Raw genomic sequence first — 26,364 nt, 5'->3', positions numbered from 1 at the left:
GTACTGCATCAATACAGGACTGCCACAGCGCAAGCACCGTGGCAGCGGGAAGATGAAAGGTGGAGGTGGGGAGAAAGCCACTAACGCAGCGCGTCAGGCACCGCAATCTGCGCTTCTTGGTAGTAACGCAGCGCCCCAGGGTGGAGCGTGCCGGTCATGTTTTCCAACATATCGGGGCTAATACTGCCCCACCAGGCAGCCTCTTCGGCCATGGCATCGCGGCGCTCCCAAAACGTCTTGGTTAGCGTATAGGCAGTGTCGTCATCCATAGCCGTTGTGGTGTAGGCAATCACCGGTAGCGACGTGGTTTCGACGTCTTGAGCCACCCCGGGGTAGGTGCCGCCGGGTATCGTTTGGCGCGGCGCACCAATCTGTTCGATCTGCTCATCGGTGAGGCTAATCAAGGTCACAGGCATGCTGGCCGCTGTCTCAATGACGTTGGGCGAGGGGAAAGAGCTAGCGGTTACAAAACCATCAATTTGACCGTTTTTAAGTGCATCGGGGCCGCTGCCAATCGCCGCATCGGCAATTTGCACGCTCTCTTCCAGACCAAACAGTTCCAGGTAACGGGCCGCCTCACGGGCACCAAAGGTGCCGCGGCCAATCAATAAGTGCTTACCTTCCAGTGCGGAAATATCAGTCACGCCTTCGTCACCCGCTAACACAAAGTGCATGGTGATAGAGGGAATCGGAAACAGGCCTCGAATCTCTTGAAAACGCGGACTCTGCCGCTCGGCAAAGGCGCCCTCGCCGCCCATGGCCTGAGCGACTAACGCAGGCGGCGTGGTAAATACATAATTGCCTTGGCGAGCCATGACCTCCATCACGTTTTGCACCGAGCCCTGGCTCTCTTCCAGAGTGAGGATGATAGCGTCATCGGTTCCCTGACGGATCGCTTCTGAGAGCTCTACACCCATTTGATAATAGGCGGTACCCGCTGAAGCCGATTTATAGGTTACACGGGTTTCTGCGTGGGCGGAGAAGGCGGCACTTGTCAGCACTAACGTAGCAGCCGAGACAAAAAGCGTGCGGTGTAGGGAGCGAAAGGGATTGCGCATCGTTATATTCCTCGACGTATCCAGCGGCCGCTTCTAATCGGCCTCGTTTTTATCTTACCCAGTTGTTATATGACCAAGCTGAGAGCGTGGCGCGCATTAAAATAGCACGACTGTCCTCCGACAGGCACTCTCCGCGGTCGCCCTCCCCATGCCCGCCAGAGTGTTTTATTGACATCTAATATTAGCTTAAAAAGATATAGACTCTGAATCTTATTCAACAATGCTATGCGTCAATAGTATAATTTTTAAACCGCTATTAACTTTTTTATAAAACTATTACTGCACGATTTACCATTACCTAAAAGATTAATTTACTAAAAAAAGATGCTATTCCCTTAAGAAGAACTACTTTCGTTCGTTTTAATAAGGTATTGCGGCGCAATATAGACTGATAAAATAAGGGCGTTTTTACACCACTCCTGACAACTTAACCATGAGGAAGAACGTCACATGCCTACGTTGTGCCAACCCTCTCGCCAGCCACGATTATATCGTCGCTGGCTTTTTTTGTTAGCGGCCTTACTATTAGGCGCAAGTCCCAATGCTTTTGCAGTGACCGGTGAATTAGATCTAACGACGTCTACCGTTGGCTTTTTTGCTGTTGCGATTTTCGTCCTGGCGTATGCATTAGTCATGGCGGAAGAAAAGATCCATATGCGCAAGTCTAAGCCGGTGTTGGTGGCGGCCGGTATCATCTGGAGCCTCATCGGCTGGGTGTATGTCCAAAACGGCATGTCGGACGCGTCTGAGTACGCTTTCCGCGTCACGCTTTTGGAGTTCACCGAGCTGATGCTGTTCTTGCTGGTGGCCATGACCTACATCAACGCCATGGAAGAGCGCCGTGTCTTTGATGCGTTGCGTTCCTGGATGCTGCGCAAGGGCTTTAACTACCGAACGCTTTTTTGGCTGACCGGCGGTCTCGCCTTTGTGTTATCCCCCATCGCCGACAACCTCACCACCGCGCTGTTGATGTGTGCGGTGGTGACAAAAGTGGCCGAAGGCAACCAGCGCTATATTAACCTGGCCTGTATCAATATCGTCGTTGCCGCCAACGCCGGGGGCGCGTTTAGTCCGTTTGGCGACATCACCACCCTAATGGTATGGCAAGCGGGCATGGTGGAGTTCCAGGAGTTCTTCATTCTGTTCTTCCCCGCCCTGGTCAACTTCCTGATTCCAGCATGCATCATGAGTCTGTTTATCAAGGATGAAAAACCCGAAAGCGTTTATGAAGATGTGTGGATGAAACGTGGCGCCCGGCGCATTGTGCTGCTGTTTTTACTAACGATTGTCACCGCCGTACTGTGTCACGTGGTGCTCCATCTCCCCCCGGTGTTAGGCATGATGACCGGCCTTGGCTACTTGCAGTTCTTCGGTTACTACCTGCGCCGCAGCCTGCCCCGCTCCTTGGAACGCAAGCGCGAGCGCTATAGTCGCCGCGGCGACAACAAGAAGCTTGAGCAATTGGGTAGCGTAGTGCCGTTTGACGTCTTCAACCGCGTAGCGCGGGCCGAGTGGGATACATTGCTGTTCTTCTACGGCGTCGTTATGTGCGTTGGTGGGCTGGGTTTTATGGGCTATCTCGGCTTACTGTCAGAAGCGCTATATACCGGTTGGAACGCGACCGCGGCCAATATCGTATTAGGCATTGTTTCGGCCGTGGTGGACAACATCCCGGTGATGTTTGCGGTGCTGACCATGGAGCCCGATATGTCCCATGGCCAGTGGCTGCTGATTACCTTAACCGCTGGCGTCGGGGGCAGCTTACTATCGATAGGCTCCGCAGCCGGTGTGGCGGTAATGGGTCAGGCAAGGGGATCCTATACGTTTATGGGCCACTTACGCTGGTCGCCGGTTATTTTGCTCGGCTACATCGCCAGTATTTTGGTGCATATGTGGCTCAACGCCGATAGCTTTGCGCTTTTCAGCTAAGCCAGACAAATTGATAGGTACTACTCTTTACCCCTTTTCAGCGTGCTGGAAAGGGGTTTTGCTTTCCCCCTCAATAGGTCTCGAAAAGATATTCAATGGGCGTCGGGCGGCCAAATAGATAGCCTTGATAGCGGTAGCAGCCGTGGCCTCTCAGCCAGTCAAGCTGCTCTTTTTTCTCTACCCCTTCCGCGACCACGGTTAAACCTAAACTCACCGCAAGCAGAATCGTGGTATCGACAATTGCTGCGTCTGTTTTATCGGTCAGCAGCTCGTGAATAAACGATTGATCAATTTTCAACTCGTCCAGCGGTAAGCGCTTCAGGTAACTCAGCGATGAGTAACCGGTGCCAAAATCATCCAATGCAAAACGTATCCCCCTAGCACGCAGTTTCAACATCGTGCTGCGCACTCTCACCGGCTCGTGCATTAACAGACTCTCGGTGACTTCGAGCACCAAGCGACTAGGCGGTGCCTGGGTTTCTGCTAATAGTGCCTCAACATCCCGCACGAACTCCGGCTGTTGAAACTGCACTGAACTCACGTTGACGGAAATACTTAACGACGCATAGGCCGGCTGATGGGACCACTTCGCTAGCTGCTCGCAGGCTGACTTAAGCACCCAGTAACCGATCGGGATAATCAGCCGGTTCTCCTCCGCCAGCGGAATAAACGTCGCGGGGGATACCCAGCCACGCTGGGGATGATACCAGCGTAGCAACGCCTCAACGCCGGTAGTCACGCCTTGATGGTCGACCTGCACTTGATAGTGAAGCGCCAGTTCGTTGCGCTCGAGTGCCTGGTGTAAATCGGCTTCTAAACTGGCCCGCTCCAATACGCTGGTCTGCATCTCTGTGTTGAAAAAACACAGCGTATTGCCGCCCGTGATTTTAGCCTTCTGCAACGCCATATCAGCCTGTTGCAGCACGCTATCCATGCTGTGTTCGCCCCCTCCCGTAAACAGTGAAATACCAATACTGGCACTGATCGGTAATGAATGGCTGTTTCTTAATTGCGCAATCGTTTCTAGCAGTTGACGCGCCACGCGCTCTGCTTTTAGTGCAGCGTTCGGCTGTTGTTCGCCCAAGTTATTGATCAGCACAACAAACTCATCACTACTAAAGCGAGCCAAGGTTTCCTCTGCATCTAGCCGCTGACGTAGCTGTTCAGCAACGCTGATCAATAGCTGATCGCCACTCTCATGGCCCTGAATGTCATTCACTAAGCGGAAATTATCCAGGTCGATCACCATTACCGCACTATAGGACGCAGCCCACTCCTCGTGCTCAATAGCGGCCGTTAGGGAATCCATCAGTAGCCGCCGGTTGGGAAGCCCTGTCAGCGAGTCATAAAAAGCCAGGTAGTGGGTGCGCGACTGCATTTCCAGGTAGTCAGTCAGTTCAGTCGAGATACCGCACAGGCAGGGGGCTGCACCGGGTGACATGGAGAGCGGCATTTTAATCGATAAGAACGTTCTTACCCTGCTTTCGCCCTGCAAGACATTGCTCTCCTCCACCGTTACTTTCATACCCGACTCTAATACGCTGCGATCAACCTGCTTGATTTCAGCGGCGCTCCCGGCATCGAAAAACACCTCATCGCGCTTACCGATTATTTTTTCGGCAGGCAGGCCAAATAGGTCGCTAATGCGACGATTAACGTATTGATACTCTAAGGAAGGGGATTTGATATAGATAAAGGCATCGACGCTATCCAGGATAGTCGCCAGCATCTCTTTGTTGGTCTGGAGTAGCGCCCGGTTATGTCGCATGCGCCGCTTGAGCAACAGGTTGCCCAGCAGCGCCAAAAGAAGGAACACAAGCAGCAAGACGATACCCCAACGCCCCAAGTAGTCGTCAATACTGCCCAACAGCTCCACTGGAAAAGCTGCAGACGCGGTAAAATAGTACATGGTGGCTGTTCACTGGCCAGGCATGGTAAGCGGGCCCGCCCGCTCGACCACTCGCTGCCAGGCAGCGTCTTTTTCAATACGTGACACAAACGCAGCGATGGCTGGATACTTTTCCAACGACTGCACGGCGGCCACTGCCTGTAGCGGGAAACTCATTTGAATATCAGCACCGCTTGGCCACGGCCCGGCAAAATTCCCCTGCGCCAACAGATGTTGGTTAATAAAGTTAAGGTGCTGCTTGAGCTGCGGTGCTAAGAAGCGCTTGCTTACCGTATCACTAATCCCCTTTGCCAGTGGCTTAATCAGCCAGGGCGACTGTTTGGGAATTTGACTAAACACAAGCTGCATCACCAGCAGTGGCATTAACGACCCTTCGGCATAGTGCAGCCAGTAGCGGTAATCCACCCACGCATTCACATCATCGATTGAAGGCTGACAGCGCCCCTGCCCATAGCGCTGCAACAGGTAATCAATGATGGCGCCCGATTCGGCCACGGTAAAATCGCCGTCGGTAATCACCGGTGATTTACCCAGCGGATGAATTTTTTTCAGCGAATCTGGCGCTTGCTGGGTTTTGCCATCGCGTTGGTAAACCACCAACTCGTACTCCAGCTCCAGGGCTTCAAGTAGCCATAGGATGCGGTGCGAACGAGACTTTTCCAGATGGTGAACGTGGATCATAAACTCTCCGTGGGGCTGAGTTGCGCGCCAGCATTGCACTGGCGACACTTATTCCTTTTCTAACGGCACATTAAGCTTAGTACCATATAGCCCATCATCATAGGAGCATCAGTATCAACGCTGCGTCAAAAGCAACTATTAATTAGGTGCGTTATGATCGGTGCGCGTGGCGCCAACGTGCCAGCAGATCCAACGGTGACCATTTACCTTGCAGCCAGGGCGCGAGCAAACGCATAGAGAGCGGAATAAACACAAATACCATCACTGGCGTCAGCATTAGGGTACTCACCACTACCCGCGGCAGCAGCGCCCAATCGGCCAGGACGCCACCAAATACAAGCTGAAAAATTAGCGAGATAGGAAAGAAAGCCAACCAGACAGCAACGGCCTGTTTCCAGCGCGGCGGTGCGCTGCTACCGGTTTGAAACCACGCATCCAGCCCAGTAGCCCGGTGTTCATGGGGCGCCTCATACAGGCCTTTACCGCGCGCTAACCACGCATGGCGTGAGGCAGAGTGCTCCCAAGCGGCTAAGGTTTCGCTGCTGCTAAAGCGGAAAATAATCTGGTATTCATCGTCGTCAGCCGGTGGCGCCAATACGCCGGAGCCGAGGTAGCCAGAAAAATCGGCCGCCAGTTCGCGCCCTTCATTAAGCCAACGATTAAAATCGGAGTAGCGGCCGTGCTCAACGCGACGAGCCACCATCAATGTGACAGGTGAGGCAGACATGGTATATCTCCTAATGTGTCTACAGCCAGCGCCGGATAGGCAGGCTGCTTGCTTTCAAGGGGGTAACCCTGAAAGTCATAATTGCCACATTATACAAGCAATGTTGATGCCATGTTGTGAATGTTACACTATGGTCGTATACGCGGCGTAGATTCTCGCCGAGGCACGGGGCTGGGACGCTCGCCGCGTTGAAAGGCGCATACATGAACATAGATATCCACAGCGCTGCGAATGGCATCTGCTTCTTGGGGGTCGGGGTCTAGTACCGGGCCGGCATACTCACCTTCGCTGCGTAGTACGGCTTCTAGCTCGGTTCGGTAACGGTCGAGCAGGTGTTCCAGGTTGATGCGTATACGATGAACTTCCAGACCAAACGCCTGACGTTGATCGGTGCGCTTAAGGATGTCCAAAGGGTTTGAAGCCGTTTCAATCAAGCTCTCTAGCGTAGCGAAAACTAACTTTTCAGCACTGTTTAAATTGGGAATAATGGAATAAATGAGGTCATTTAAAGTGATCGGTGTTCCATGGCGGTGCATAGGCAATTCAACGTCCGATTAAAGGATTAATGCTGATAAATCGGCCCTGCTCGGTAAAACTTAATCGATAAATACCGTGCACGCCGTCGCGACTTACTACTCGACGAATCGCCTCGGCCGGAAATATCACCCAACGACCATCTACGCTGCGGGTACGCACATTGGCAATACGCCCTTCGTAATGAGCCAAACACTCATCATAATTAAGATTAATAACTACATCAATGGTTTGCATAGGGTTGGCAATAAGATAGGGCTGGCATAAGAGTGCCATCGTGTCGGAAAAGTAGCGATCTAGTACTGCAAAAACTTGCACTGTCGGTATCGCTCGCTAATACTTCATGGTATCCCAACTCGTACTTAGTCGGTAATGACCTATGGCCGTTTCTTCCATTAGCACCGTTTCTTATGCTGCCTGGACATATCCTTCAGCGAATACAATGTCCCCGCGCGTTGAGCAAACAGCAAAAGGCCGTGCACTTGAAGAAGATACGGCGTCTACAGACGACCCTAAAACGACGAGCGCGAGCGAAGAGAGCAGCAGCGCCGAGGCTGGCCCCAAACGGGCAGACGGCACGCCCATGGCGCCGGAAGAGATTCAGCTACTAGATCAGCTTAAACAGACCGATCGCGAAGTTCGCCAACATGAAATGGCCCACCAAACAGTGGGCGGTGCCTATACTGGCGGCGCCAGCTATGAGTATGAAGTTGGCCCCGATGGCAAGCGGTATGCGGTTGCGGGGGAGGTACCGATCGATTACGGTCCGGTGCCCAATGACCCCCAAGCCACAATTGAAAAAATGCAGACCGTGATCGCCGCTGCCATGGCACCTGCGGATCCCTCACCAAAAGACCACCAAGTGGCCGCCCAAGCGCGCCAGTACCTGTTGGAAGCCAAGCTTGAAGCCTCCATGCAGCGCAGTGAAATGGAGCAAGCTCGCAGTGACGGTGCCGCGGTAACAGCCTCTGCAGATGAATCAGCCGCTGGCGAGCAATCTTTAGAGGAACAAGCCGCCTAATTGTCCACTAGGGCAAGTGAACTCCACTCTTCACGGCTAGGCCAATTCGCTAACCAGTTAGGTAATGCCTCTGCGGGCATCGGCCGTCCAATACCATAGCCTTGAGCTAAATCGCAGCCTAGTGCTATCAAGGCTTTGGCATGCTCTAAGGTTTCTACACCCTCTGCCAGCATGGGTCGCTTAAAGCGATTAGCCATGTAAATGACACTTTCCACAATCGCCATATCGTCCTGGTCGCTAAGCATATCGCGGACAAAGCTCTGATCGATTTTAATCAGACATACCGGTAGCTGCCGCAGGTGGGTTAAAGACGAAAACCCGGTGCCAAAATCATCAATCGCAAAACTGACTCCCAGCGACTGGCAGCGCGACATGTTTTGCAGCGCGGCCTCGATATCGTGCATCGCCGCACTCTCCAACACTTCGAGTTTGAGCATTGCTGGGGGGACATCAGGGTAGCTTGCCAATAGCTCGCCCAACCGCTGGCTAAAGTCACTCACTAACAGATGCGTTGGGCTTATATTCACATTGATCGGTAGCGCAATGCCTTGAACTTGCCACTCACTCAACTGGCGCAGCGCTCGTTCAATGACCCATTCACCAAGCTCCACTTCTAACGGTGTGGTATCGATAATGGGTAAAAACTGCCCAGGTGCAAGCAGCCCCTCTTCAGGGTGCTGCCAACGAATCAGCGCCTCAAGACCGACCACCTTGCCACTGCGCATATCGACCTGGGGCTGGTAATAAAGGCGCAGTTCATTGTTATTGAGCGCATCAATAAAGCGCTGACGCTGCTCATGGCGCACCTGTAGTAAGCGGTCATGGTTAGGGTCAAACAAGTGAAAGGTATCGCGGCCCCGCTGTTTAGCACGGTACATCGCCTGATTGGCATGGCGTAACAGCAGGTCGCCCTGAACCTGATCATTCGGATAGAGCGTTACTCCCAAGCTTGCCGTCAGGTGAATGCTCTGCCCGTCAATCATCAGCGGTTGGCGAATGGAGGCTAACAACTTCTCAAAAAAATCGTCGTCGACACCATGATGGAGTAACAGCACAAACTCATCGCCCCCCACCCGAGCCAACACATCATCCCCGAACAGCAGATGGCTTATCCGCTGCGAAAAAGAGGAAAGCAGCGCATCGCCCACGGTGGAACCCAGCCGGTCATTAATATTTTTGAAGAAGTCGATATCCAGCGAGCACACCGCCAAGGGTAGCTGTTTGGTTTCTGCATGCTGCATGGACTCTTGAATCAATTGTGTCAGTAGCTGCAGATTGGGCAGCCCCGTTAGGGCATCGAAATAGACTTCTCGATTAAGGTGGCGGGCATGGGCTGGAATGGCCGAAAGGTCAGCAAGCACAATCACATGGTGATCGATCTCACCTTGCTCATTGCGCACGCGATTAATCGACATCATGCCCGGATAAAACTGGCCATCATGGCTACGATAGCTAACCTGGCTTTTGCTACGGTCACGCAACTGCAGCTCTTCCCGCATCAACCGCGTGGTTCGGCTATCATCCAGCGGTAAAATACTGAACGCTTCTGGCGTTTTGCCCTGCACATCTCCCTGGGTGATCCCCGTTAACTCACAAAAAGCAGGGTTAACCTCCACTACCCGGTTTTCCGCATCGGTAATAATGATCGCTTCGTTGGCGTAGCAAAATACCGATTCAGCAGGTGACGCTGTATAGCGCTTAGGCGCTGTTGGCATCGTGTTCAAGCGGGGAATTGATGTTGTCAGGGAGGGCTGTTGAGACAAAGACTGCTCCTTCGATAACTTCAAGGATTCGTGCATACGTCTTTGCTCTCCTCGTCATTGTTATAGAGACATCGCCATATAGGTTCGCCGTTATATAGGGCTGTTCAAGTACAAATAATGCGATGATGAAGATAGCACGGCGGACACCCTAGGACGCCCCCGCACTACTTTGATATCTCACACCTACTCCTGCATAGGTATATTAACGCTGCTGTATATTAACACCCTATTCCGGCGCGAGGGCGTTGCAATACTAAAGTGCATTATCGGCTGCCAATGCAAAAAGTTAAGCGTGCCCACCCTATCAAGGCTTTAACGCTATGCGTAGGACATGGTTAAACGGCTTGCGGCCGGCTCAATATCGCGCACCAGATAATCACTCACTTTGCTGGTCATGTCGTCTGCCTGATCATCAAGGGAGCGGCTCGCCGCGGCCATTTCCTCAACCAATGCAGCATTTTGCTGGGTTACATCTTCCAACTGGGCCATGGCACGGTTAATTTGCTCAATCCCTGCCGACTGTTCATGGGTAGCCGACGCCATTTCATCCATCAGACTTGCCATTTGCCCTACCCGTTGAGCAATCCGTCCCAAGGTTTCGTTTGTGGTAGTCACCAGACTTTCGCCTTCTGAAATTTTTGCCACGTTATTATCGATCAATTGACGAATCTGGCTGGCCTCCTGGGCACTACGACTAGCCAATTTGCGCACTTCGTCGGCGACCACTGCAAAACCGCGCCCATGCTCACCGGCTCTCGCCGCTTCAACCGAGGCATTAAGCGCTAATAAATTGGTTTGGAAAGCGATGTTATCGATGGTCGCCACAATGCTAGTTACCTGCTCATTGGCTTGCAGGATAAGCTGCATGGCTGTTTGGGCTTGAGAAGCGACGGCGGTGGCTTCTTTTGCCTCTTGAGCCACATCACCCGTCATCTGCTGGGCTTGCTGCGCGTTTTCAGCACTCTGGCGCACCGTGGCGGTGATCTGCTCCATACTCGACGCGGTTTGCACCAGCGAGGCGGACTGCTCTTCGGTTCGCTGGGCAAGGTCTTGATTACCCTGCGCCATCTGATTGCTGGCCACCGCTACCGACTGCGCATTGCGCTTAACGTCAGCCACCAGCGCTTCGGTAACTTCCGACGATTCATTAAACGCCTGATATAGTTGTGATAACTCATCGCTACCCGGCACTACCAAGCGCTGCGTTAAATCGCTACCCCGGGTCGCGATACTGGTTAGCGCCTGGTTAAGCGACTGAGTAATGGCACGTACGATCAATACAGCAGCAATAATCGCCATCAAGCTGGCCACGAGGGCAATTACCGCATACTGCCAAAGAGCCTGTTGAGCTGATTCGCGAAGTCCAACGGTTTGGGCCACCACCGTATCAGCAACGTGGTTTTCTAAGGCCTTGAGGCGCGCAATTTTTACCGTTTGCCACTCGAACCACTGCTCTGGGTCGACCCCATAACCGCCTGTTTGCGCTTGACTGATCGCCAATTCTCGGCGAGCCAAGAGGCGTTCAATCTCTGCACCGCTTAACGCCTGGTCAAGCTGGTCGCGGCTTTCTTCTCCAGCCAACAGGCGGAAGCTAGCCAAGAATGCCTGTTCCTCGCCCAACAAGGACAAGAAACGGCGCAGTGTAGCGTCAGGCATGCCGTCACTGGCGAAGGCATTAGAAAGCAGCGCCCGCTCAATCCCCGCTAAGTCTTTGGCTTCCAGCAACTGGTAGTAGGCACTTAACTGGCGAGCAATACCGCCTTCGCTGGTGAGATGCGACAGCGTACCCACAAAGGCCATTAGTTGACCGTTGATGCCGGTGTAGTGGCTTAACGCATCACCCATCGCAATATCCAGGTCATCGACACGCTTGCGTAAGGCTGCCTGGCGCTGCCACTGGTCGTCAATTTCGTTGAGTCGTTGCTGGACAGCAGGCGTTAACAGCGCTGGATCCAAGGCATTACGCTGAGTTTGGAAAGTCTGGACAGCGGCGTCGGTGTTGGGACGCTGCTGTTTAAGCTGGTCGCCAAAGGCATTACCTTCGCTGCCCAGAAAGCCAGCGGTCATTCCGCGCTCAAGCTGCATTTGGTGAACGGTATCACCGGCGCGTTGAGCTAATTGGGTCATGGCGTGCAGACGATCAAACTCCTGCAGGGTGGTCAAACGTTCCATAATGCCTTGTGCAGCAAACCAGGCCAGGGCAAGCAAGGGAAGCACCAACACACAGGCAAATTTAAACCGCATCGACATGCGGTTAATGATAGTTTTCATGGCTTAGCCTCAAACAGATAGCGTCGTTGGGGTAAGCGGCGTGCCCAATTATTATTATCCGCATCAACTGATGCGTTTAGCTAAGTCTGCCGCACTTTGTCATGTAGTTAAATATGTTTAATTTCAATAGATAAATTAATGACAAAGCGGCGCGAGTATAGGGCGTGTGAGGAACTCTATATTGATTCAAGTCATAAAGCCTGACGGATTTTCCGGCCTAACAAGCGGCGGAGTTAAGCGACCCTTAAGGCGCTGGGCTGGCGGCGCCCAAAAAGCGCGCCTGCCAGTAATCGATCTCTAACGGCACGCTGACTACCGCGCGGCCATTGCCAGGCGCATGAATCATTTGGCCGTTGCCACGATAAATCCCTACGTGGGTCGCTTTGCGACGGTCGCCAAAGAAAAGCAGATCGCCAGGGCGAGGGGATTTCACCTGGGGCAAGGCGCGAAACTGCTCATCAGCGGTACGCGGAACGCGAATACCCGCCGCCCGGTAGGTCATTTCCACCAAGCCAGAGCAGTCCAGACCATCCGGCGTATTTCCCCCAAAGCGATACGGTGTGCCAATGGCCTGCTGGGCATGGGAGAGAATCAGCGCACGCTCCATAGAGAGTCCTGCGCGGTTAGGGGGTGCCTCAATGGGGGTAAGATCGCGGCTGGCACAACCCGCTAGTGCCAGTAGTAACAGGCAGGTAAGCAGCCACCTTCCAGAGGGGGCCAATCCGCAAGGTAGAGACCACAGGCGAACCAATCTCATGGACAGCCGCTCCGATAAACCAACGTGCCTTCATGATGGCGCAAAGCATGCCTAGCCGCCAATAGTTAACGTCCAATCCACTCGACAAAGCTGGTTTCACCCAGCGCATGGCGCTCATGACGCACCCGGCTAATTGCCGCGTAAGGTAAATCCATTGCCAGTACCCGCGAAAGTGGCTGCTCGATTACCTGGCGCAGCAGGCCATTGCAGACAAATAGATGCGCCACTACCAGCACATGCTTACCAGGCGGATTACTTAACAGCTGCTGCCAGGCCTCGGCCAATCGCGCGTCAAAAGCTTGCAGGGTTTCGCCGCCAGGGGGAGACACCGCGGCAGGATCGAACCAAAACGCACTCATACGCTCGGTGCCCTCTTCGGCAAACACCTGGACGTGGGTTTTGCCTTCCCACCGCCCCAAGTGCAGTTCAGCGAAATCGTCCTCCACCTGAACGGGCAGATCAAACTCTTCCCCCAGCCATAGGGCAAATTCACGGCAGCGTGTTAACGGCGAGGTCACGATCGCATCGTAGGGCAAATGTCCGTCGACCGTCTGTCGCATGACGGCATCGGTCACCTGCTGCCAGCCGTTTTCACTCAGCGGATGGTCGGTGGAGCCGCGGAGCATACGCCCACCCACCGGCTCACCGTGGCGCAGTAAATCTATCGTTGTTAGCTCGGCTTCAGGAAAGCGCATAGGGGTAACCTCGCCGATTTAGGCAGCTTGCAGTTTAGATAATTGCGTGACGCACGCGGGCAGAGATCCACTCCGACACCAGCACGGTGGCGAAAATCATAATAAAGATGACGCTAACTTGATCCCAGGCGAGGCTATTGATCGAGGCATTCAACTGCAGACCAATACCACCTGCCCCGACCAAGCCCAACACCGTCGACTCACGAATATTAATGTCCCAGCGGTAAACGCTAATCCCCGCGAATGCGGGCATCACCTGGGGCAGCACACCGTAGTTCATCACCTGCAGTCGGCTCGCGCCGGTAGCGCTAATCGCTTCAACGGGTGTGGGATGGATCTCTTCAATCGCTTCGTAAAGCAGCTTGCCCACAAAGCCGATGGAGCGCAGGGCAATGGCAATAATCCCCGCCAGTACGCCGGGGCCAAGAATGGTGACCAGCAGCATCGCCCAAATCAGCGAGTTAATGGAGCGCGATGAGACGATCACCATCAGCGCCAAACTTCGCACCAGCGGGTGCGGCGTCGTGTTACGGGCGGCTAAAAATGCCACCGGAAACGCCATCATAATCCCTAACGCGGTGCCCAAAGTAGCGATATTGATGGTGTCCCACATGGGCTTCCAGAGCACATTGGCGTAGCCCCATTCAGGAGGGGTCATGCGGCTGATCAGGTCTGCTCCCTGGCGACCGGCATCTTCCACAAACACCCACATGGTGTTGTCGGAAATTATCTTCCAGCAGAGCAGAAATAGGCTGACACCTGCCAGCCAAGCCAGGTACTGCAACCATTGAGCGCGACTAGTGCGCCGCCGCCAAACCGGCTGCCCCTGGGGTGTAGTGGAAACAGGCATTTAAACTCTCGACAAATTAAGGGGCCAGAAATTACGGATCCAGCAGTTACTGAATCAGCGTTTACTGAGTCCAGCGGCGAACGTGGCTTGAGCTGTACTCGCACAGCAGCACGATGGCGATGATAATCAGCAGAATCGCCGCAGAGGTATCGTACTCATAGCGGCTCAGCGAGGTATTCAGCGTGGCGCCAATACCGCCTGCACCGACGATGCCAATCACCGAGGACTCACGGAAGTTGATATCCAAACGGTACATGGAAAGCCCAATCAAACGCGGCATGACCTGGGGCTGCACGGCGTGATTCATGGTTTGCCACCAACTGGCGCCCGTGGCGCGCACCGCTTCTACCTGCCGCCAATCCAAGTCCTCGATATCTTCCGCCAGCAGCTTGGCCATAAAGCCAATCGTCGCAAATGCCAGGGTGATCATGCCCGCAAAGGGCCCAAAGCCGAACATCACCACAAACAGAATGGCGATGATGATCTCCTGGAACGTACGTGAAACGGCGATAATCCCGCGACACACAAAGTAGATCGGCAGTGGTGAAATATTTCGCGCTGCCCCTAAGCCCACGGGTATCGCCAGTAGCACACCCAGTACCGTGGAGGTGAGCGTCATAGTCAAGCTTTCCAGCAAGCCCGCGACGATATCGTCGTAGCGGCTGACAAAGTCGGGCTGCATAAAGGCGCCTAAAAAATTAACCGCTCGGCCCGCGCCTTCCGCCACCCGCGCCCAGTTCACCTCGACCGAGGCAAGCGCTAAAAACAGATACACCACTGCGCCGATGGCGAGCCCCCAGCGCAAGCGGGGACTCTCAATTAGCGGTAGTCGCCGCCACTGACCGCGCTGCGCCGCCTGCTGGCGTGCCTGCTCGTTCATCGTGCCGCTCCCGCTTCAATGGTCGACATCACCCGCGCGTAGGGAGGATTAATCGCAGCAGTGTTAGTCGCCTCATCACCGCTGACTTCATCGTCCATTGGTTCAGGCGTGGTATCCCAATCCTCTTCACCGTAAATCGTGGTAAGGATCTCGCTGGTGAGTTCGCTGGGAAGGCCATCAAAGACGATTTCACCCGCCCGCAGGCCGACAATGCGGTCAGCAAACTGCTGGGCCAGCGCTACGTCGTGAATATTGATGATCGCCGCCAATTCGCGCTCTGCGCATAGCTCACGAATCAAGCGCATGATTTGCCGGGAAGTTTTTGGGTCAAGGCTGGCGGTAGGTTCATCCACCAGCAACAGTTTGGGACTTTGCAGGAGCGCCCTGGCGATACCCACCCGTTGGCGTTGGCCGCCAGACAGGGCATCGGCGCGTTTATCAATGGCATGCGGCAGCCCCACTCGCTCCAATAGACGGAAGGCTTCAATCACGGCCTCCTGCGGGTAGCGGCGCAGGAAGCTGCGCCAAAAGCCCACATAACCGAGCTGACCCGACAGTACGTTCTCCATCACGGTTAAGCGGTCTACCAGCGCATACTCTTGGAAAATCATGCCCATGGAGCGGCGGGCGTGACGCAGCTTATGCCCCGAGAGCTTCGTCAGCTCCGTGCCGTCCAGACGAATGCTGCCCTGGGTAGGCTCAACCAGCCGGTTAACACAGCGAATTAGCGTGCTTTTACCCGCGCCAGAGGGGCCAATCAGCGCCATCACTTGGCCTTTGGGCAGCGTGAGTTCAATATCCGTCAGCGCTCGATCCCCGGTAGGGTAACGTTTGCCAACGCCGGTGAGTGTCAACATGGAAGTGCCTCATCTACATAGCGGTTCGGCCAGAAGGTTGCCCTCCTGGCCGATCGTATTGGGGTACTGCTTAGAGATTAATCGCAGTCGTAGGTCACGCCGTTGGCGTCAGCGATGGTGCGAATAACTTCCCAGTTTTCCTGATAAGTAATCGGAATAAACTGTGCTTCGCCGGAGTTGGCGAATTCTGACTCGAGGGCAGTGCCTTCCCAGTCGTAGCTGAAGAACGCATCCTGAATTTTCTCGGCAAGTTCCGGATTCAGGTTATTCGCCAGCCCGTAAGCGGTGGTGGGGAAGGTTTGTGAGGTGTAGATGATGTCGTAATCACCTTCGTTCACCACACCGCGGGAAATCATCCGCTTGCCTACAGAGTTAGCAATCGCCGCCGCGTCGTAATCTTCGTTGACGACGCCAAGAATAGAGTTATCGTGGGAGCCAGAGAATGCGGTCTCAAAATCTTCGCCCGCTTCCATACCGTACTCAGAGCGCAGCAGCGCCGAGGGAGCGCGGAAGCCAGAGTTTGAGGTCTCGGAGGTAAACGCTAGCTGGCGACCCTGCAAGTCTTCAACGGCTTCAATGCCGCTTCCTGGGTAGGTAATGATCTCCATCTCATAGCCAAAACTGCCATCTTCAGCGGCCATCATGGCGAAGGGGCGGAAACCACCGCAGTTAACCGCGACCGGTACGCCGCCGGTATTGAAACCGGCTACGTGGAGACGGCCAGCGCGCAGCGCTTCCTGCTGGGCAGCGTTGGACTGCACCGGGAAGAACTGCACTTTTTTGCCGGTGGCGTCGCTCAGGTGATCCAAAAAGTCAGACCAGACGTCAGCGTAAACCGCTGGGTCTTCAACCGGGGTATAGGCAAACACCAAGGTATCCGGATCCACCCACTGAGACTCATCGCTGGGAACATCGGCGACCATATCGCCATCGTTATCCACATAGCGCGACGACAGATCCGCAGAAGCGTTCACCGCAGCCAGGGCGAAGGCGCTAGCAACGGCGGCGCTGATTAACGTGCGGGAGAGAGATAATGTCTGCATGGGTCACCTGTAGCGTTATTAGAAGATGACGACATCCTGACGGCTTCAAGTGACAGAAATGGGGCACTTATGTGACCACTTCGTGACGTTTTGGCGAAGGACATTAATGTACAGATGGAGAGGCTTCGTGACCGCGGCGCTCTACAAACAAACTGTTGCCAGGGATTTTTTTGGCTTGGTGCTTCAGCTCGGAAAGTTCGCCAGCAATATCCAGCGATTGACAGCTGGTTGTATTGGGAATGGGTTTCACCGCAATCGAGACGCTAACAAAAGGGAAAAACGTCAGCCTATTTTGTCGGTTTTCGATATAAATACCGCCCTGAAGGCGATCAGACTCTTCATAGAAGCCCGGCGCCATCACCTCGAATGAGTGCAGAATTTGCTGACAAACACTTTCCCAGTGCTCAAGCGGCAGCAACATCATAAAATCATCACCGCCAATATGACCAATAAAGCCCCCGGCGTTCTCTACCTGCGCCTGCAGTAGCCGCGACAGTGAAATAATGATGTGATCGCCTCGGGCGTACCCATAGGCATCGTTAAAGGCTTTAAAGTTATCTAAATCGACGTAGGCGGCGGCAAATCCCCGCTCGGCAGCCAAGTAGCTGGCCAGGGTTTCATTAATCAGAATATTGCCCGGCAGGCCGGTAAGCGGGTTGGCATGTCGCGCTTGGCGCACCTGAATCGCAGTAATCTCACGCAACAGGTCAACGATATTGCCCATCCCCAGGTAGTCACCGTTAGCGTTAACGATGACAAAGTCCTCTTGCTCAATATCCCGACTATCGGTCAACTTCTGACTCAAAATCTCAAGCGGGGTATCCGCTTCGGCCACCAACATGCGTGCATCCGCAACGTCCAGTACGCGGCGCTTGGCATACAGCGCATGGCTATAGGGATTGGTAAACAGGGTTAAAAACGCATTGCGGCGCACCACCGCCACGGGTTTACCGTTTTCCAGCACGGCCACACAGCGCAAGCTGGGCTGTTGGCGAAATCGATCGGAGAGATAAGGCACTGCGCAATCTGTCGTTATGGGATCGGTCGCCCGCAAAATCGAGCGTGCGGTGCGGCCGGCGGGACTTTTTAAGTGAGTGGTCGCCGGTAGCAGCATGTTGAGCTCTAAAGGCGGCTGCTGGCTGGGGCGGGCGAAATAGAAGCCTTGCAGCAGCGCAAGGCCGCGGTCGAGTTCCCACAAGCAAAGATGCTCAGCGGCGGTCTCCACCCCTTCGGCAATGACCTGGCAGTCCAGGCTACGCGCCACGTCGAGAATCGAGCGCAGGAATTCTCGCTTGGCAGGATCCTGGTCAATGCCGGAGATAAAGTGCCGGTCGAGCTTAACGAAATCGGGGCGCAGCTCTGACCAGTGGCGCAGGCTTGAGTGGCCCGCACCAAGATCATCCAGCGCTACCTGAAAGCCCATGGTGCGGTAGTGATCCACCGCCTGACGCATTAGCTCGTAGTCATGGATTGGCACGTGTTCAGTGAGCTCGATCACCACCCGCTCCGGGGGCAAGCCGCTGTCACGAATAAAGCCAAGCGTTAAGCCTTCGCGAAAATCACGCTCAACGATAGTCAGTGGCATTACGTTAAGAAACAGCAAACCGGGCAGCTCAAGCTCTGCAAAGCGACGAATAGCCAGACGTCGGCAGAGAATATCTAACTCCACCAGTAGCCCGGCCTGGGTGGCTACATCAAACAGCCGTAACGGCGAGTGCAGCGGCGACGTTTTCGGCCCGCGAATCAGTGCTTCGTAGCCATAAATCGCCTGCTGACTGGCGTCCACAATGGGCTGAAAGAGCACGTGTAGCTCTTCTGACGCAATAATTTGGTTAAGCCACTGCGCTTCTTGTGCGGTCATTTGCCTGCTGCCCTATTCTGCCACCCTAATAACCAGCGGTGGTGCCTGTGATCTGTCACCTTCCCTGGAGGTTGTTAATAAGCTGCAAGCGTGCGTCATTTTTGTGACGCTATCATGACAAACATCAGTGACGTCAGCCAGTTGGCGCTCAAGTGAGCGGCTTCTCCCGCGGCGGAAAGACCACCTCACTACCGTCAGCGTCGAGCTGGCGGATATCGATAGGGTGGCCCTTCTCATCAAGCGTCACTAAACCAATACCACTGGCGTTCCAAAGCCGTTCACCAGCGCTGGCGCGATTAGGATCGCGGGGGTTAACGCTTAGCTTGCGGCGCTTGGTGAACCAATTAAGCGGCGACCACGGCGCGTAGAGCCAGCGATTGAGCCGGTCAAAGGTATTGAGCAGGTTTTTGGGAAAGGTGTTTTTGATCCCGCTGGAGGTGATCTGCCACAGGTGGGGAGAACGGCGCTGATGGCGCACCACAATGTCGTAGACAAACGAGTAATGCACGTCACCCGATAAAATCACGTAGTTGCCCGGGGTTTTGGAGTGCCGCCAAATCTGCAGCAGCGTATTGGCTGCCCCACGGTGGGCCATCCAGTTTTCGGCATCCACCACCAACGGCTTACCGGCGAGGGTAAACAGCTTTTGAATTCCCTCTATCAACTTGACGCCGAACATCGGCGCGGGAGAGACAATCACCGCACTTTTGGCCCCCATGAGCGCCTGCTGCATCTCCATTAGCGCCTCCCAGTCCATCAAGCCTGAAGGCCGGTGCGGGCTACGCTCACTGCGCCAGCGCCGGGTGCGGGTATCCAGCACTATCAGTGCGGGGGTGCCAGGCACCTGAAACTCCCAGCCCTGAAAGCGCAAAAGCCGCTCAATCAACCCATCCTGTTCAGCGCAGGCTAGCGGTTGGTCGCCCTCACCCAGCAGGGTCGAGGCATGATGGACTAATGGGTTCAATTTATCCGGATCGTTACCCCAGGCTTGGCAGAGCAGATAGGCCACCAAGGCGTTACCGATAATACGCTTAGAGAACGGATGGCCGTAGGCGGCGCGCTCCCAGTCGGCAGTTAGGTTCCAGTCGTCGGTAACGTCGTGGTCATCGAAGATCATCAGGCTGGGCAGGTGCGCCATTACCCGCGCGCACTGGGGCAAACCTTCAGCGAAGGTATCGATCACCGCCTTCTCCTGACGATAGAGTTCGGCGTCTTTTTCATCAAGGGCGGGCGCTTCAGGGGCAATCACTTGCCAGGGCACCGGCGACCACACCAGGCAGTACATGGCGAGCATTTCAGCCAGCGTCATCAGGTGGTTATGGGCATTCGCCGAGGTAAACACCGGCTTTTTGACACCGCCAAAGAAGCGCTCGCGCAGGGCCGCGTTGCTGGTCACATCCGGCAGCAGCTCCGCACGCCGGTAGTAGCTATCCGGCGAGCGGTAGAGCGCCTGACTATCGTCGACAGTCGCGCCTTCCAGCCACTCATCCACCAGCCCTAGCCGCTCAATCAGCGCATGCACGGCGCGTAGCATCGGCCCGGCCACATCGTCGGCGTACACCTGATCACCGGTCATCAGCAGCCAAGCGGGCCACTCGGTGGGGGCTGACTGCTGCTCAGCAAGCCAACTGTCGGCGCGCACCAGACCATCGGCACTGTCGTGATGGGGCTTGCGGCAGGAGCCATGCATCAGGCGGTGATGGCGCGAGGCAATCACAAAGGCGGGATAGGCGGCGCCGTCATAACACAGCCACGGCGCCCACTCAGGCAAAGAACGCCACTCGCCCTGCTGGGTTTCCACCTGCAGGTCGTACTCGATGCGCTCGTCGCAGGGCAGCGCTGACTCAAGCTCACAATCAATTAGGTAGATAAAGGCCCGCTGGCCAATGGGGATGCACTGCTGATGGTGCGCTAAGCTGATCGACTGGCTATCGGTGCGCCCTGGGCGCAGTACCAAGGCCATGTTCAGCGGCCGGGTAGCGACAAGCCAAAGCACCAGACGGGTAGTGCTGATGCGTCTTAACAGGGGGCCGGCGACTATATCGGGCAGCGTATCTGTGCGATTCATTCGGTGCGGTCTCCATTAGTTACGCGCGACGATTACGCGCGACGACGGGCAGCTCCACCACCACTTTCAATCCGCCAGTGCTGGCGCGACTAAGGTGCATATGGCCGCTGTACAGGGTGACAAGGTCAGTCACAATGGCCAAACCCAAGCCACTGCCCGAGCGCTGTTCGTCCAACCGCTTACCGCGCTGTACCGCCTGCTGACACTCGGCTTCGGACATACCGGGGCCATCATCGCTAACGGTTAAGGTTAACTGCTGCTCGTGCATCGCTACCTGTAGCTGCACATCGCTATGCGCCCAGCGTAGCGCGTTATCCATTAGGTTACCCACCAGCTCTTGGATATCCTGGCCATCCATATGCACATTAATCTCACTCGCCCAGGTTTGGCGCAGCTCAATGCCACGCCGCTGGGCGAGCCTAGCCAGCCCATTGAGCAGCGGTGCCAGGGTGGCGTGCAAATCAATGGGCGCAAAGCGAACGCCTTCGCCCGCTGCCGATGCCCGTGCCAGGTGATGACGTACCGCGCTATCCACGCGTTCTAGCTCAACCTCCCAGGCGGCACGGTTCGCTTCCGGCAGTTGGCGTAGCTGCAGACGCATCACGCTCAGCGGGGTTTTCAGCGCATGGGCCAGGTTGCCCGCGGTATGGCGGCCACGCTCGATCAAGCGCTGGTCGCGAGCCAGCACCGCGTTCATTGAGGCTGCAAGCGTCGCCAACTCATCAGGCAAGCGGGTATCTAACTGTTCAGCGCTCCCCTGCTCCACCTCATGCAGGTTGGCGTGCATGCGGCGTAGCGGCGCTAGCCCCCAGCGTACTTGCAGCGCCAACACGCCGAGTAGCAGCACGCCTAAGCCCACTAAACCGCCCCACAGCAGGCGTTGAAATTCGCCAATATCGCGGGCCAACACATCATCCCGGGCGGCGACGCTAATATGTAGCGGTGCTTCTAATGGCGACAGATAGATATCACGCTCTACCACGCGCAGCGATTGCCCCCGGGGGCCGGGTATCGAGCGGGCGCTAAGGATGTCGCTATCGATCACCGGCAGGCGCTGATCCCACAGCGAACGCGAGGCCAGGGTGTTTTCCTCGCCATCGGTGATTTGCCAATACCAGCCGGAATAGACAGTCTCAAAACGCGGGTCACCCAGCGCCCGGTCGTGGACGAGCTGCTGCTCGATGGGGTCATAGGTAACGCCTGCGATAATGACGTTGAGGGTGGCCCCCAGGCGCTCGTCAAAGGCTTGAGTTGCGGCGGCGCGGTAGTGGTGGGAAAGCAGCATGCCAGCGATAGGCAGCGCCAGCCCTATCATCACTAGCACGGCCAGCAATAGCCGCAGGCTGATAGAGCGCTTAGCCCAACGCCTTGACCATTGTTCACGCCACGTCGTGCTGGGTTGACTCATTCGGTGGCGGGCTCTTCTGACAGTAGTCGGTAGCCCTGGCCCCGCAGGGTGGCAATTCGCCAACTACCCAACTTACGGCGCAGGCGGCTGACTTGAACATCAATCACATTAGAGTCCGGCTCGTGGTCGCGATCGTAAACGTGCTCCGAGAGCTCGGTGCGGCTCACAACCCGCGGTGCGGCGTGCATTAAATAGCCCAGCAGCCGAGTTTCCTGGGCGGTTAATCCCACAGGCCGCCCTGCCAAGGTAACGTGTTGGGTGTGGGTATCCAAACTCAGCTCCCCCACTTTCAGAACCGGATGGGCATGGCCGTGGCTGCGGCGCACCAGGGCGCGCAGGCGAAACAGGACTTCCGCTGACTCGAACGGCTTGGTGACGTAGTCATCCGCCCCAGCAGTAAACCCCGCGGCTTTATCTGCCCAGCGCTCTCGGGCAGTAAGAATAAGCACCGGTAGGTCGATGCCATCTTCCCGCCATGCCGAAAGCCAGCGGGTGCCATCGCCATCGGGTAGTCCGACATCCAGAATCAGCGTGTCATAGGCTTCCGTGCGCACCAGAAAATCGGCATCCTGACCGTTAGCCGCATGCTCAACAAGCCAGTCGCCGTCGCGCAGCGCTTGGCTAAGCTCGCGAGCCAGCGCCTGGTCGTCCTCTACCAACAAACACTTCATCGGCTAACTACCCTTTTTGGCAAGTGACATCAACAGGCTAGCGGCGCATATCATTGATACGCACCCCCTCAATGGCCATCAATTGGCCGTTATGACCATCAAACTCGAACTCGACAACTTGGCCCTGGGGGCCGAGCAATTTGATCTCATACTCGACATAGCCCCCTTCACGCTCCACCTCAACCTCCAGCACTTCCCCAATATAGTGCGCTTCCAGCCAGTCCAAAATAGTGTCGAGAGGCACGACCTCACCGCGGCGCACTTCACCGTGTAGCGACTCCCAATGCTGGTCACCCACTGCGCTACCCGCCAGCAACAGCACCAAGGCTAACCCAGTGACGTTGCGGCGAGGGACGCTGCGCAGTAGCTTTTTAAAGTGGCGGAGGATTTTACTCATAGGGTCAGCATGCCAAAGGCAACATGAACGTTAGATGAACAGGTTTGTCAGCTTAAGGAAAGTATCGGGGTGGTATAAATTCACTGTCGCATTCGCTGAATGCCGTTTATTCACTGTTGTATAAACATTGACGTACAGAGATTCTCGTACAGATACGTAAAGAAGGAATTTGCTATGAACACCATGAAAAAAATGCTGCTGATCCCGACCTCTGCTCTGCTGCTTGCCGTTGCTGCTGGGAGTGTGCAGGCCGACGATTCGCTGCCGATGGATCGCATTGATGACGTATTGACCCACGCCAATGACTACGGTTTCAGCCACTACGAAGAAATTAGCATTGAAAGCCGTGGCCGCGCAGAAGTAGAAGGCTGGTTGGACGATGAGTGGTACGCCGACGTGGAATTTTCACTCGATAACGGTGAAACACTGCAAGAGCAACGTGAGCGCCTGATTACCGGTGCTTGGGGCATGAGCGAAGATGATATCCGCCAAGCGTTAGACGTAGCCAGCCAGGAAGGTATGGTCGAATTTGAATCTCTCGATATTGGTAAAAGCGGCATCATCGATATCGAAGGCCGTGGCGAAAATGGCCGCGAACTAGAAATCAGCGTGCGTCAGGGCTCTTCCGAAGTTACCCAAATTGACCGCGATTAATATTTTTAGCTAATCGCTTTGCGGGCTCCCTACGGGGAGCCCGCTGCGTTTATGTTAGGCTGCCCAAACATGTCGCTAAAGTGATAGTGCTGACCTTACCAGGTTGCTGAGGAGATATCCGTGCTGAACGAAGGCGTTGACGGCGCGCTGGAAAATGTAGAACTCGGCAACACGGTGTCAGTGCTAAGAGACTTGGCCTGGCTGGTCGCCACGCCTGATCTTGTGGAGCTTCCTCCGCCGATTCCCTGTGGAGGGCGACCTACCATTAAGGAGTTAGGGCTGGAGAACGCGCTACTACCCTGGCTACGTAAGCTTGGCCGACCGCCGTTAGCCGCCTTGAACGGCAGCCGCGCAACGCGCATGGGCCATTACCACGAACGTCTGTGGCATACGCTGTTAGATCATGCACCCAATACACGGCTGCTCGCCCGTAACGTGCGCATCACCCGCCAGCGCAACACCCTGGGCGAGCTGGATATGCTGTACAGAACCTGCGACAACCCGGCACCGATACATTTAGAAGTCGCTATTAAGTTCTACCTGGGGCTGCCTGAAGGGCCTGGGGCAGCCAATAGCCAAAGCCGCTGGATTGGCCCCGGCGGGTTAGACAGCCTGGCGCTTAAGTGCTCTCACCTGCGACGTCATCAGCTCCCCCTTTCCACCACGGCGCCCGCGCTGGAAACACTTACCCATTGGCTAACGCCACGGGATCTGGGTGTTTATGATCTGCGTTTAGGTGAACAGTTAACCCAGCGGTTAGCAATAACCGGCGTACTTTACTACCCCTGGCACGCCGACATGCCAGCGCCGGAGGGCGCCACGGCAGACCATCGCCGAGGTACCTGGTGCTACTTACGTGACTGGCCTGCGCTAGCAGCCCAGTTTCCCACCATGTCGCGCATGGCGTGGTTGGAAAAACCTCACTGGCTGGCACCGCCGCCCCTCAGCGCTTTTCGCCCTGCGGCGGAGCAGTTGCCCGCTATTATCGAAAAGGTTCACGCCTGGCGCTCACCCCAGCAAGTGATGCTGTGTTTCTCAGAGCGGGAGTACAACGAACAACGCTACGAGCGGCTATTTTTGGTTCCCGATGACTGGCCCAGGCAAGTGCCGCTACCGCCCCGCATGCGAGACTAAGAACGATCAGAGGAAGCCTTTATATAACGACAAGGTTATCGCGATGGATCAGTTCATGGGCTTCCACGTAACCGAGGATGGCTTCGATCTGGTGGCTGGGCTGGCCCGCCAATTTACGGGCCTCGTCAGCACCATAGTTGACCAAACCTTTGGCCACTGGCGCACCCTGCTCATCCACGCACACCACCATATCGCCGCGCTTAAAGCCGCCCTGTACGTCGCGCACGCCCACTGCCAGTAGGCTTGAGCCTTTATCGCGCAATACCTTGACCGCCCCCGCATCCAGCACCAGCGTGCCACGCACCTGCAGCTGACCCGCCAACCAGCGCTTGCGTGCCGCCATGGGCACTTGGTCAGGACGCAGCAGCGTGCCGAGAGCCTCCCCCGACATGATTCGGTTGATGACGTCGGGCTGGCGGCCACTGGCAATCACTGTGACCGCCCCGGAGCGCGCCGCCAACTGCGCCGCGCGCACCTTGGTACTCATACCACCCCGCCCCAGTGCACCGCCACTGCCTGCTACGGCGGCTAAGCGTGGGTCGTCGGCCCGTCCTTCGCCAATCATCTGGGCGTTTGGATTGTGGCGTGGATCGGCGTCAAACAGGCCTTCCTGGTCGGTCAAAATCAGCAGCGCATCCGCTTCCAGTAGGTTTGCAACCAGCGCTCCAAGGGTGTCGTTGTCGCCAAAGCGAATCTCATCGGTGACCACGGTGTCGTTTTCATTGATGACCGGCACTACGCGCATCTCTACCAGCGTACGCAGCGCTGAGAGCGCATTCAGGTAGCGCTTGCGGTTGGAAAGGTCGTCATGGGTAAGCAGAATCTGCGCGGTGAGCATGTCGTGGCGGGCAAAGTGCTGCTCATAACATTGGGTCAGGCCATTTTGGCCTACCGCCGCAGCCGCCTGTAGCTCATGCACGGCGCTGGGGCGCACCTGCCAGCCAAGACGCACCATGCCAGCCGCCACGGCGCCGGAAGAGACCAGCACCACCTCTATCCCCTGCTGGTGCAAGGCGGCAATTTGATCCACCCAGCCACCGATTGCGGGTTCGTCCAGGCCGCGACCATCGTTAGTCAGCAGCGCACTGCCAATCTTCACCACGACCCGCCGTGCACGGCTTAGCGCGCTGCGGCCCAGGATTTGCTCGTTACTTTCCATGCGACCCACCTCAATCAGACGCTAACAACTTACATCA

At 55.7% G+C, this 26,364-nt stretch carries 24 protein-coding genes; 4 read left to right on the top strand and 20 right to left on the bottom strand.

Going from position 1 to position 26,364, the window contains the following annotated elements:
- Positions 1-80 precede the first annotated feature (80 nt).
- Entirely contained in the window at positions 81-1,058 is a 978-nt protein-coding gene (locus SR894_RS01150) for a TAXI family TRAP transporter solute-binding subunit (protein ID WP_223288613.1), read from the bottom strand.
- 450 nt (positions 1,059-1,508) lie between these two features.
- On the opposite strand from SR894_RS01150, the gene nhaD reads away from it, so the two are divergent.
- Positions 1,509-2,987, top strand: a complete 1,479-nt coding sequence (nhaD, locus tag SR894_RS01145) for a sodium:proton antiporter NhaD (RefSeq protein ID WP_133731621.1) — start codon at positions 1,509-1,511, stop codon at positions 2,985-2,987.
- 70 nt (positions 2,988-3,057) lie between these two features.
- Here nhaD and SR894_RS01140 read toward each other — a convergent pair whose 3' ends face one another.
- The 5 genes from SR894_RS01140 to SR894_RS01120 form a co-directional block, all read right to left on the bottom strand.
- Positions 3,058-4,896: a putative bifunctional diguanylate cyclase/phosphodiesterase gene (locus SR894_RS01140; protein WP_133731622.1), complete on the bottom strand. Its 1,839-nt coding sequence runs from the start codon at positions 4,894-4,896 to the stop codon at positions 3,058-3,060.
- Between the two features lie 9 nt (positions 4,897-4,905).
- Positions 4,906-5,577, bottom strand: coding sequence for a glutathione S-transferase (locus SR894_RS01135; RefSeq protein ID WP_133731623.1), 672 nt, complete (start codon positions 5,575-5,577; stop codon positions 4,906-4,908).
- Between the two features lie 151 nt (positions 5,578-5,728).
- Entirely contained in the window at positions 5,729-6,304 is a 576-nt protein-coding gene (locus SR894_RS01130; RefSeq protein ID WP_133731624.1) for an antibiotic biosynthesis monooxygenase, read from the bottom strand.
- A 128-nt stretch (positions 6,305-6,432) separates the two neighbouring features.
- Positions 6,433-6,840 (bottom strand): hypothetical protein, encoded by a 408-nt coding sequence (locus SR894_RS01125; protein ID WP_133731625.1) that lies wholly within the window; start codon positions 6,838-6,840, stop codon positions 6,433-6,435.
- 7 nt (positions 6,841-6,847) lie between these two features.
- Positions 6,848-7,075 carry a DUF2835 family protein gene (locus SR894_RS01120; protein ID WP_133731734.1) on the bottom strand — a complete coding sequence of 76 codons (228 nt, stop codon included), beginning with the start codon at positions 7,073-7,075 and terminating at the stop codon, positions 6,848-6,850.
- A gap of 142 nt (positions 7,076-7,217) precedes the next feature.
- Between SR894_RS01120 and SR894_RS01115 the strand changes: the two genes are divergently transcribed.
- Entirely contained in the window at positions 7,218-7,859 is a 642-nt protein-coding gene (locus SR894_RS01115; RefSeq protein WP_133731626.1) for a putative metalloprotease CJM1_0395 family protein, read from the top strand.
- On the opposite strand, the gene SR894_RS01110 is transcribed toward SR894_RS01115, so the two are convergent.
- From SR894_RS01110 to SR894_RS01050, 13 genes are all read right to left on the bottom strand, one after another.
- Entirely contained in the window at positions 7,856-9,574 is a 1,719-nt protein-coding gene (locus SR894_RS01110) for a putative bifunctional diguanylate cyclase/phosphodiesterase (protein ID WP_227406295.1), read from the bottom strand. The genes SR894_RS01115 and SR894_RS01110 overlap by 4 nt on opposite strands.
- A 366-nt stretch (positions 9,575-9,940) precedes the next feature.
- On the bottom strand, positions 9,941-11,893 hold the full coding sequence (locus SR894_RS01105; RefSeq protein WP_133731628.1) for a methyl-accepting chemotaxis protein: 1,953 nt from the start codon (positions 11,891-11,893) through the stop codon (positions 9,941-9,943).
- Between the two features lie 244 nt (positions 11,894-12,137).
- Positions 12,138-12,650, bottom strand: a complete 513-nt coding sequence (locus tag SR894_RS01100; protein ID WP_133731629.1) for a C40 family peptidase — start codon at positions 12,648-12,650, stop codon at positions 12,138-12,140.
- Positions 12,651-12,715: 65 nt separating this feature from the next.
- Entirely contained in the window at positions 12,716-13,345 is a 630-nt protein-coding gene (locus tag SR894_RS01095) for a histidine phosphatase family protein (RefSeq protein ID WP_223288614.1), read from the bottom strand.
- Positions 13,346-13,379: 34 nt separating this feature from the next.
- Positions 13,380-14,195 (bottom strand): phosphonate ABC transporter, permease protein PhnE, encoded by an 816-nt coding sequence (phnE, locus tag SR894_RS01090; protein WP_133731631.1) that lies wholly within the window; start codon positions 14,193-14,195, stop codon positions 13,380-13,382.
- 61 nt (positions 14,196-14,256) lie between these two features.
- A complete protein-coding gene (gene phnE / locus SR894_RS01085) occupies positions 14,257-15,075 on the bottom strand; it encodes a phosphonate ABC transporter, permease protein PhnE (protein ID WP_133731632.1) in 819 nt (272 codons plus the stop codon).
- Complete coding sequence (gene phnC / locus SR894_RS01080) at positions 15,072-15,932, bottom strand: phosphonate ABC transporter ATP-binding protein (RefSeq protein WP_133731633.1); 861 nt, start codon at positions 15,930-15,932, stop codon at positions 15,072-15,074. The genes phnE (SR894_RS01085) and phnC overlap by 4 nt, the downstream gene beginning before the upstream one ends.
- A 77-nt stretch (positions 15,933-16,009) precedes the next feature.
- Complete coding sequence (gene phnD / locus SR894_RS01075; RefSeq protein ID WP_133731634.1) at positions 16,010-16,975, bottom strand: phosphate/phosphite/phosphonate ABC transporter substrate-binding protein; 966 nt, start codon at positions 16,973-16,975, stop codon at positions 16,010-16,012.
- Between the two features lie 103 nt (positions 16,976-17,078).
- The gene (locus tag SR894_RS01070; RefSeq protein WP_133731635.1) at positions 17,079-18,836 is read right to left on the bottom strand and encodes an EAL domain-containing protein; all 1,758 of its coding nucleotides are present in this window, start codon (positions 18,834-18,836) and stop codon (positions 17,079-17,081) included.
- A gap of 148 nt (positions 18,837-18,984) precedes the next feature.
- Positions 18,985-20,904 carry an alkaline phosphatase D family protein gene (locus tag SR894_RS01065; protein ID WP_133731636.1) on the bottom strand — a complete coding sequence of 640 codons (1,920 nt, stop codon included), beginning with the start codon at positions 20,902-20,904 and terminating at the stop codon, positions 18,985-18,987.
- A 19-nt stretch (positions 20,905-20,923) separates the two neighbouring features.
- A complete protein-coding gene (locus SR894_RS01060; RefSeq protein WP_133731637.1) occupies positions 20,924-22,312 on the bottom strand; it encodes a sensor histidine kinase in 1,389 nt (462 codons plus the stop codon).
- Positions 22,309-22,983: a response regulator transcription factor gene (locus tag SR894_RS01055; RefSeq protein ID WP_133731638.1), complete on the bottom strand. Its 675-nt coding sequence runs from the start codon at positions 22,981-22,983 to the stop codon at positions 22,309-22,311. The genes SR894_RS01060 and SR894_RS01055 overlap by 4 nt, the downstream gene beginning before the upstream one ends.
- Before the next feature lie 37 nt (positions 22,984-23,020).
- Positions 23,021-23,380 carry a PepSY domain-containing protein gene (locus SR894_RS01050; protein ID WP_022520757.1) on the bottom strand — a complete coding sequence of 120 codons (360 nt, stop codon included), beginning with the start codon at positions 23,378-23,380 and terminating at the stop codon, positions 23,021-23,023.
- Positions 23,381-23,554: 174 nt separating this feature from the next.
- Here SR894_RS01050 and SR894_RS01045 point away from each other — a divergent pair, with 174 nt between their 5' ends.
- Together SR894_RS01045 and SR894_RS01040 are read left to right on the top strand one after the other, a co-directional pair.
- Positions 23,555-24,034 (top strand): PepSY domain-containing protein, encoded by a 480-nt coding sequence (locus tag SR894_RS01045; protein WP_133731639.1) that lies wholly within the window; start codon positions 23,555-23,557, stop codon positions 24,032-24,034.
- Between the two features lie 120 nt (positions 24,035-24,154).
- Positions 24,155-25,168: a DUF1853 family protein gene (locus tag SR894_RS01040; protein WP_133731640.1), complete on the top strand. Its 1,014-nt coding sequence runs from the start codon at positions 24,155-24,157 to the stop codon at positions 25,166-25,168.
- A gap of 19 nt (positions 25,169-25,187) precedes the next feature.
- Here SR894_RS01040 and proB read toward each other — a convergent pair whose 3' ends face one another.
- Positions 25,188-26,327: a glutamate 5-kinase gene (proB, locus tag SR894_RS01035; protein WP_133731641.1), complete on the bottom strand. Its 1,140-nt coding sequence runs from the start codon at positions 26,325-26,327 to the stop codon at positions 25,188-25,190.
- Positions 26,328-26,364 lie beyond the last annotated feature (37 nt).

The sequence above is a fragment of the Vreelandella neptunia genome (assembly GCF_034479615.1).
GTDB classification, from domain to species: Bacteria; Pseudomonadota; Gammaproteobacteria; order Pseudomonadales; family Halomonadaceae; genus Vreelandella; species Vreelandella neptunia.
Note: the sequence above shows the minus strand (reverse complement) of the source record. Positions and strands in the feature narration are given on the sequence as shown.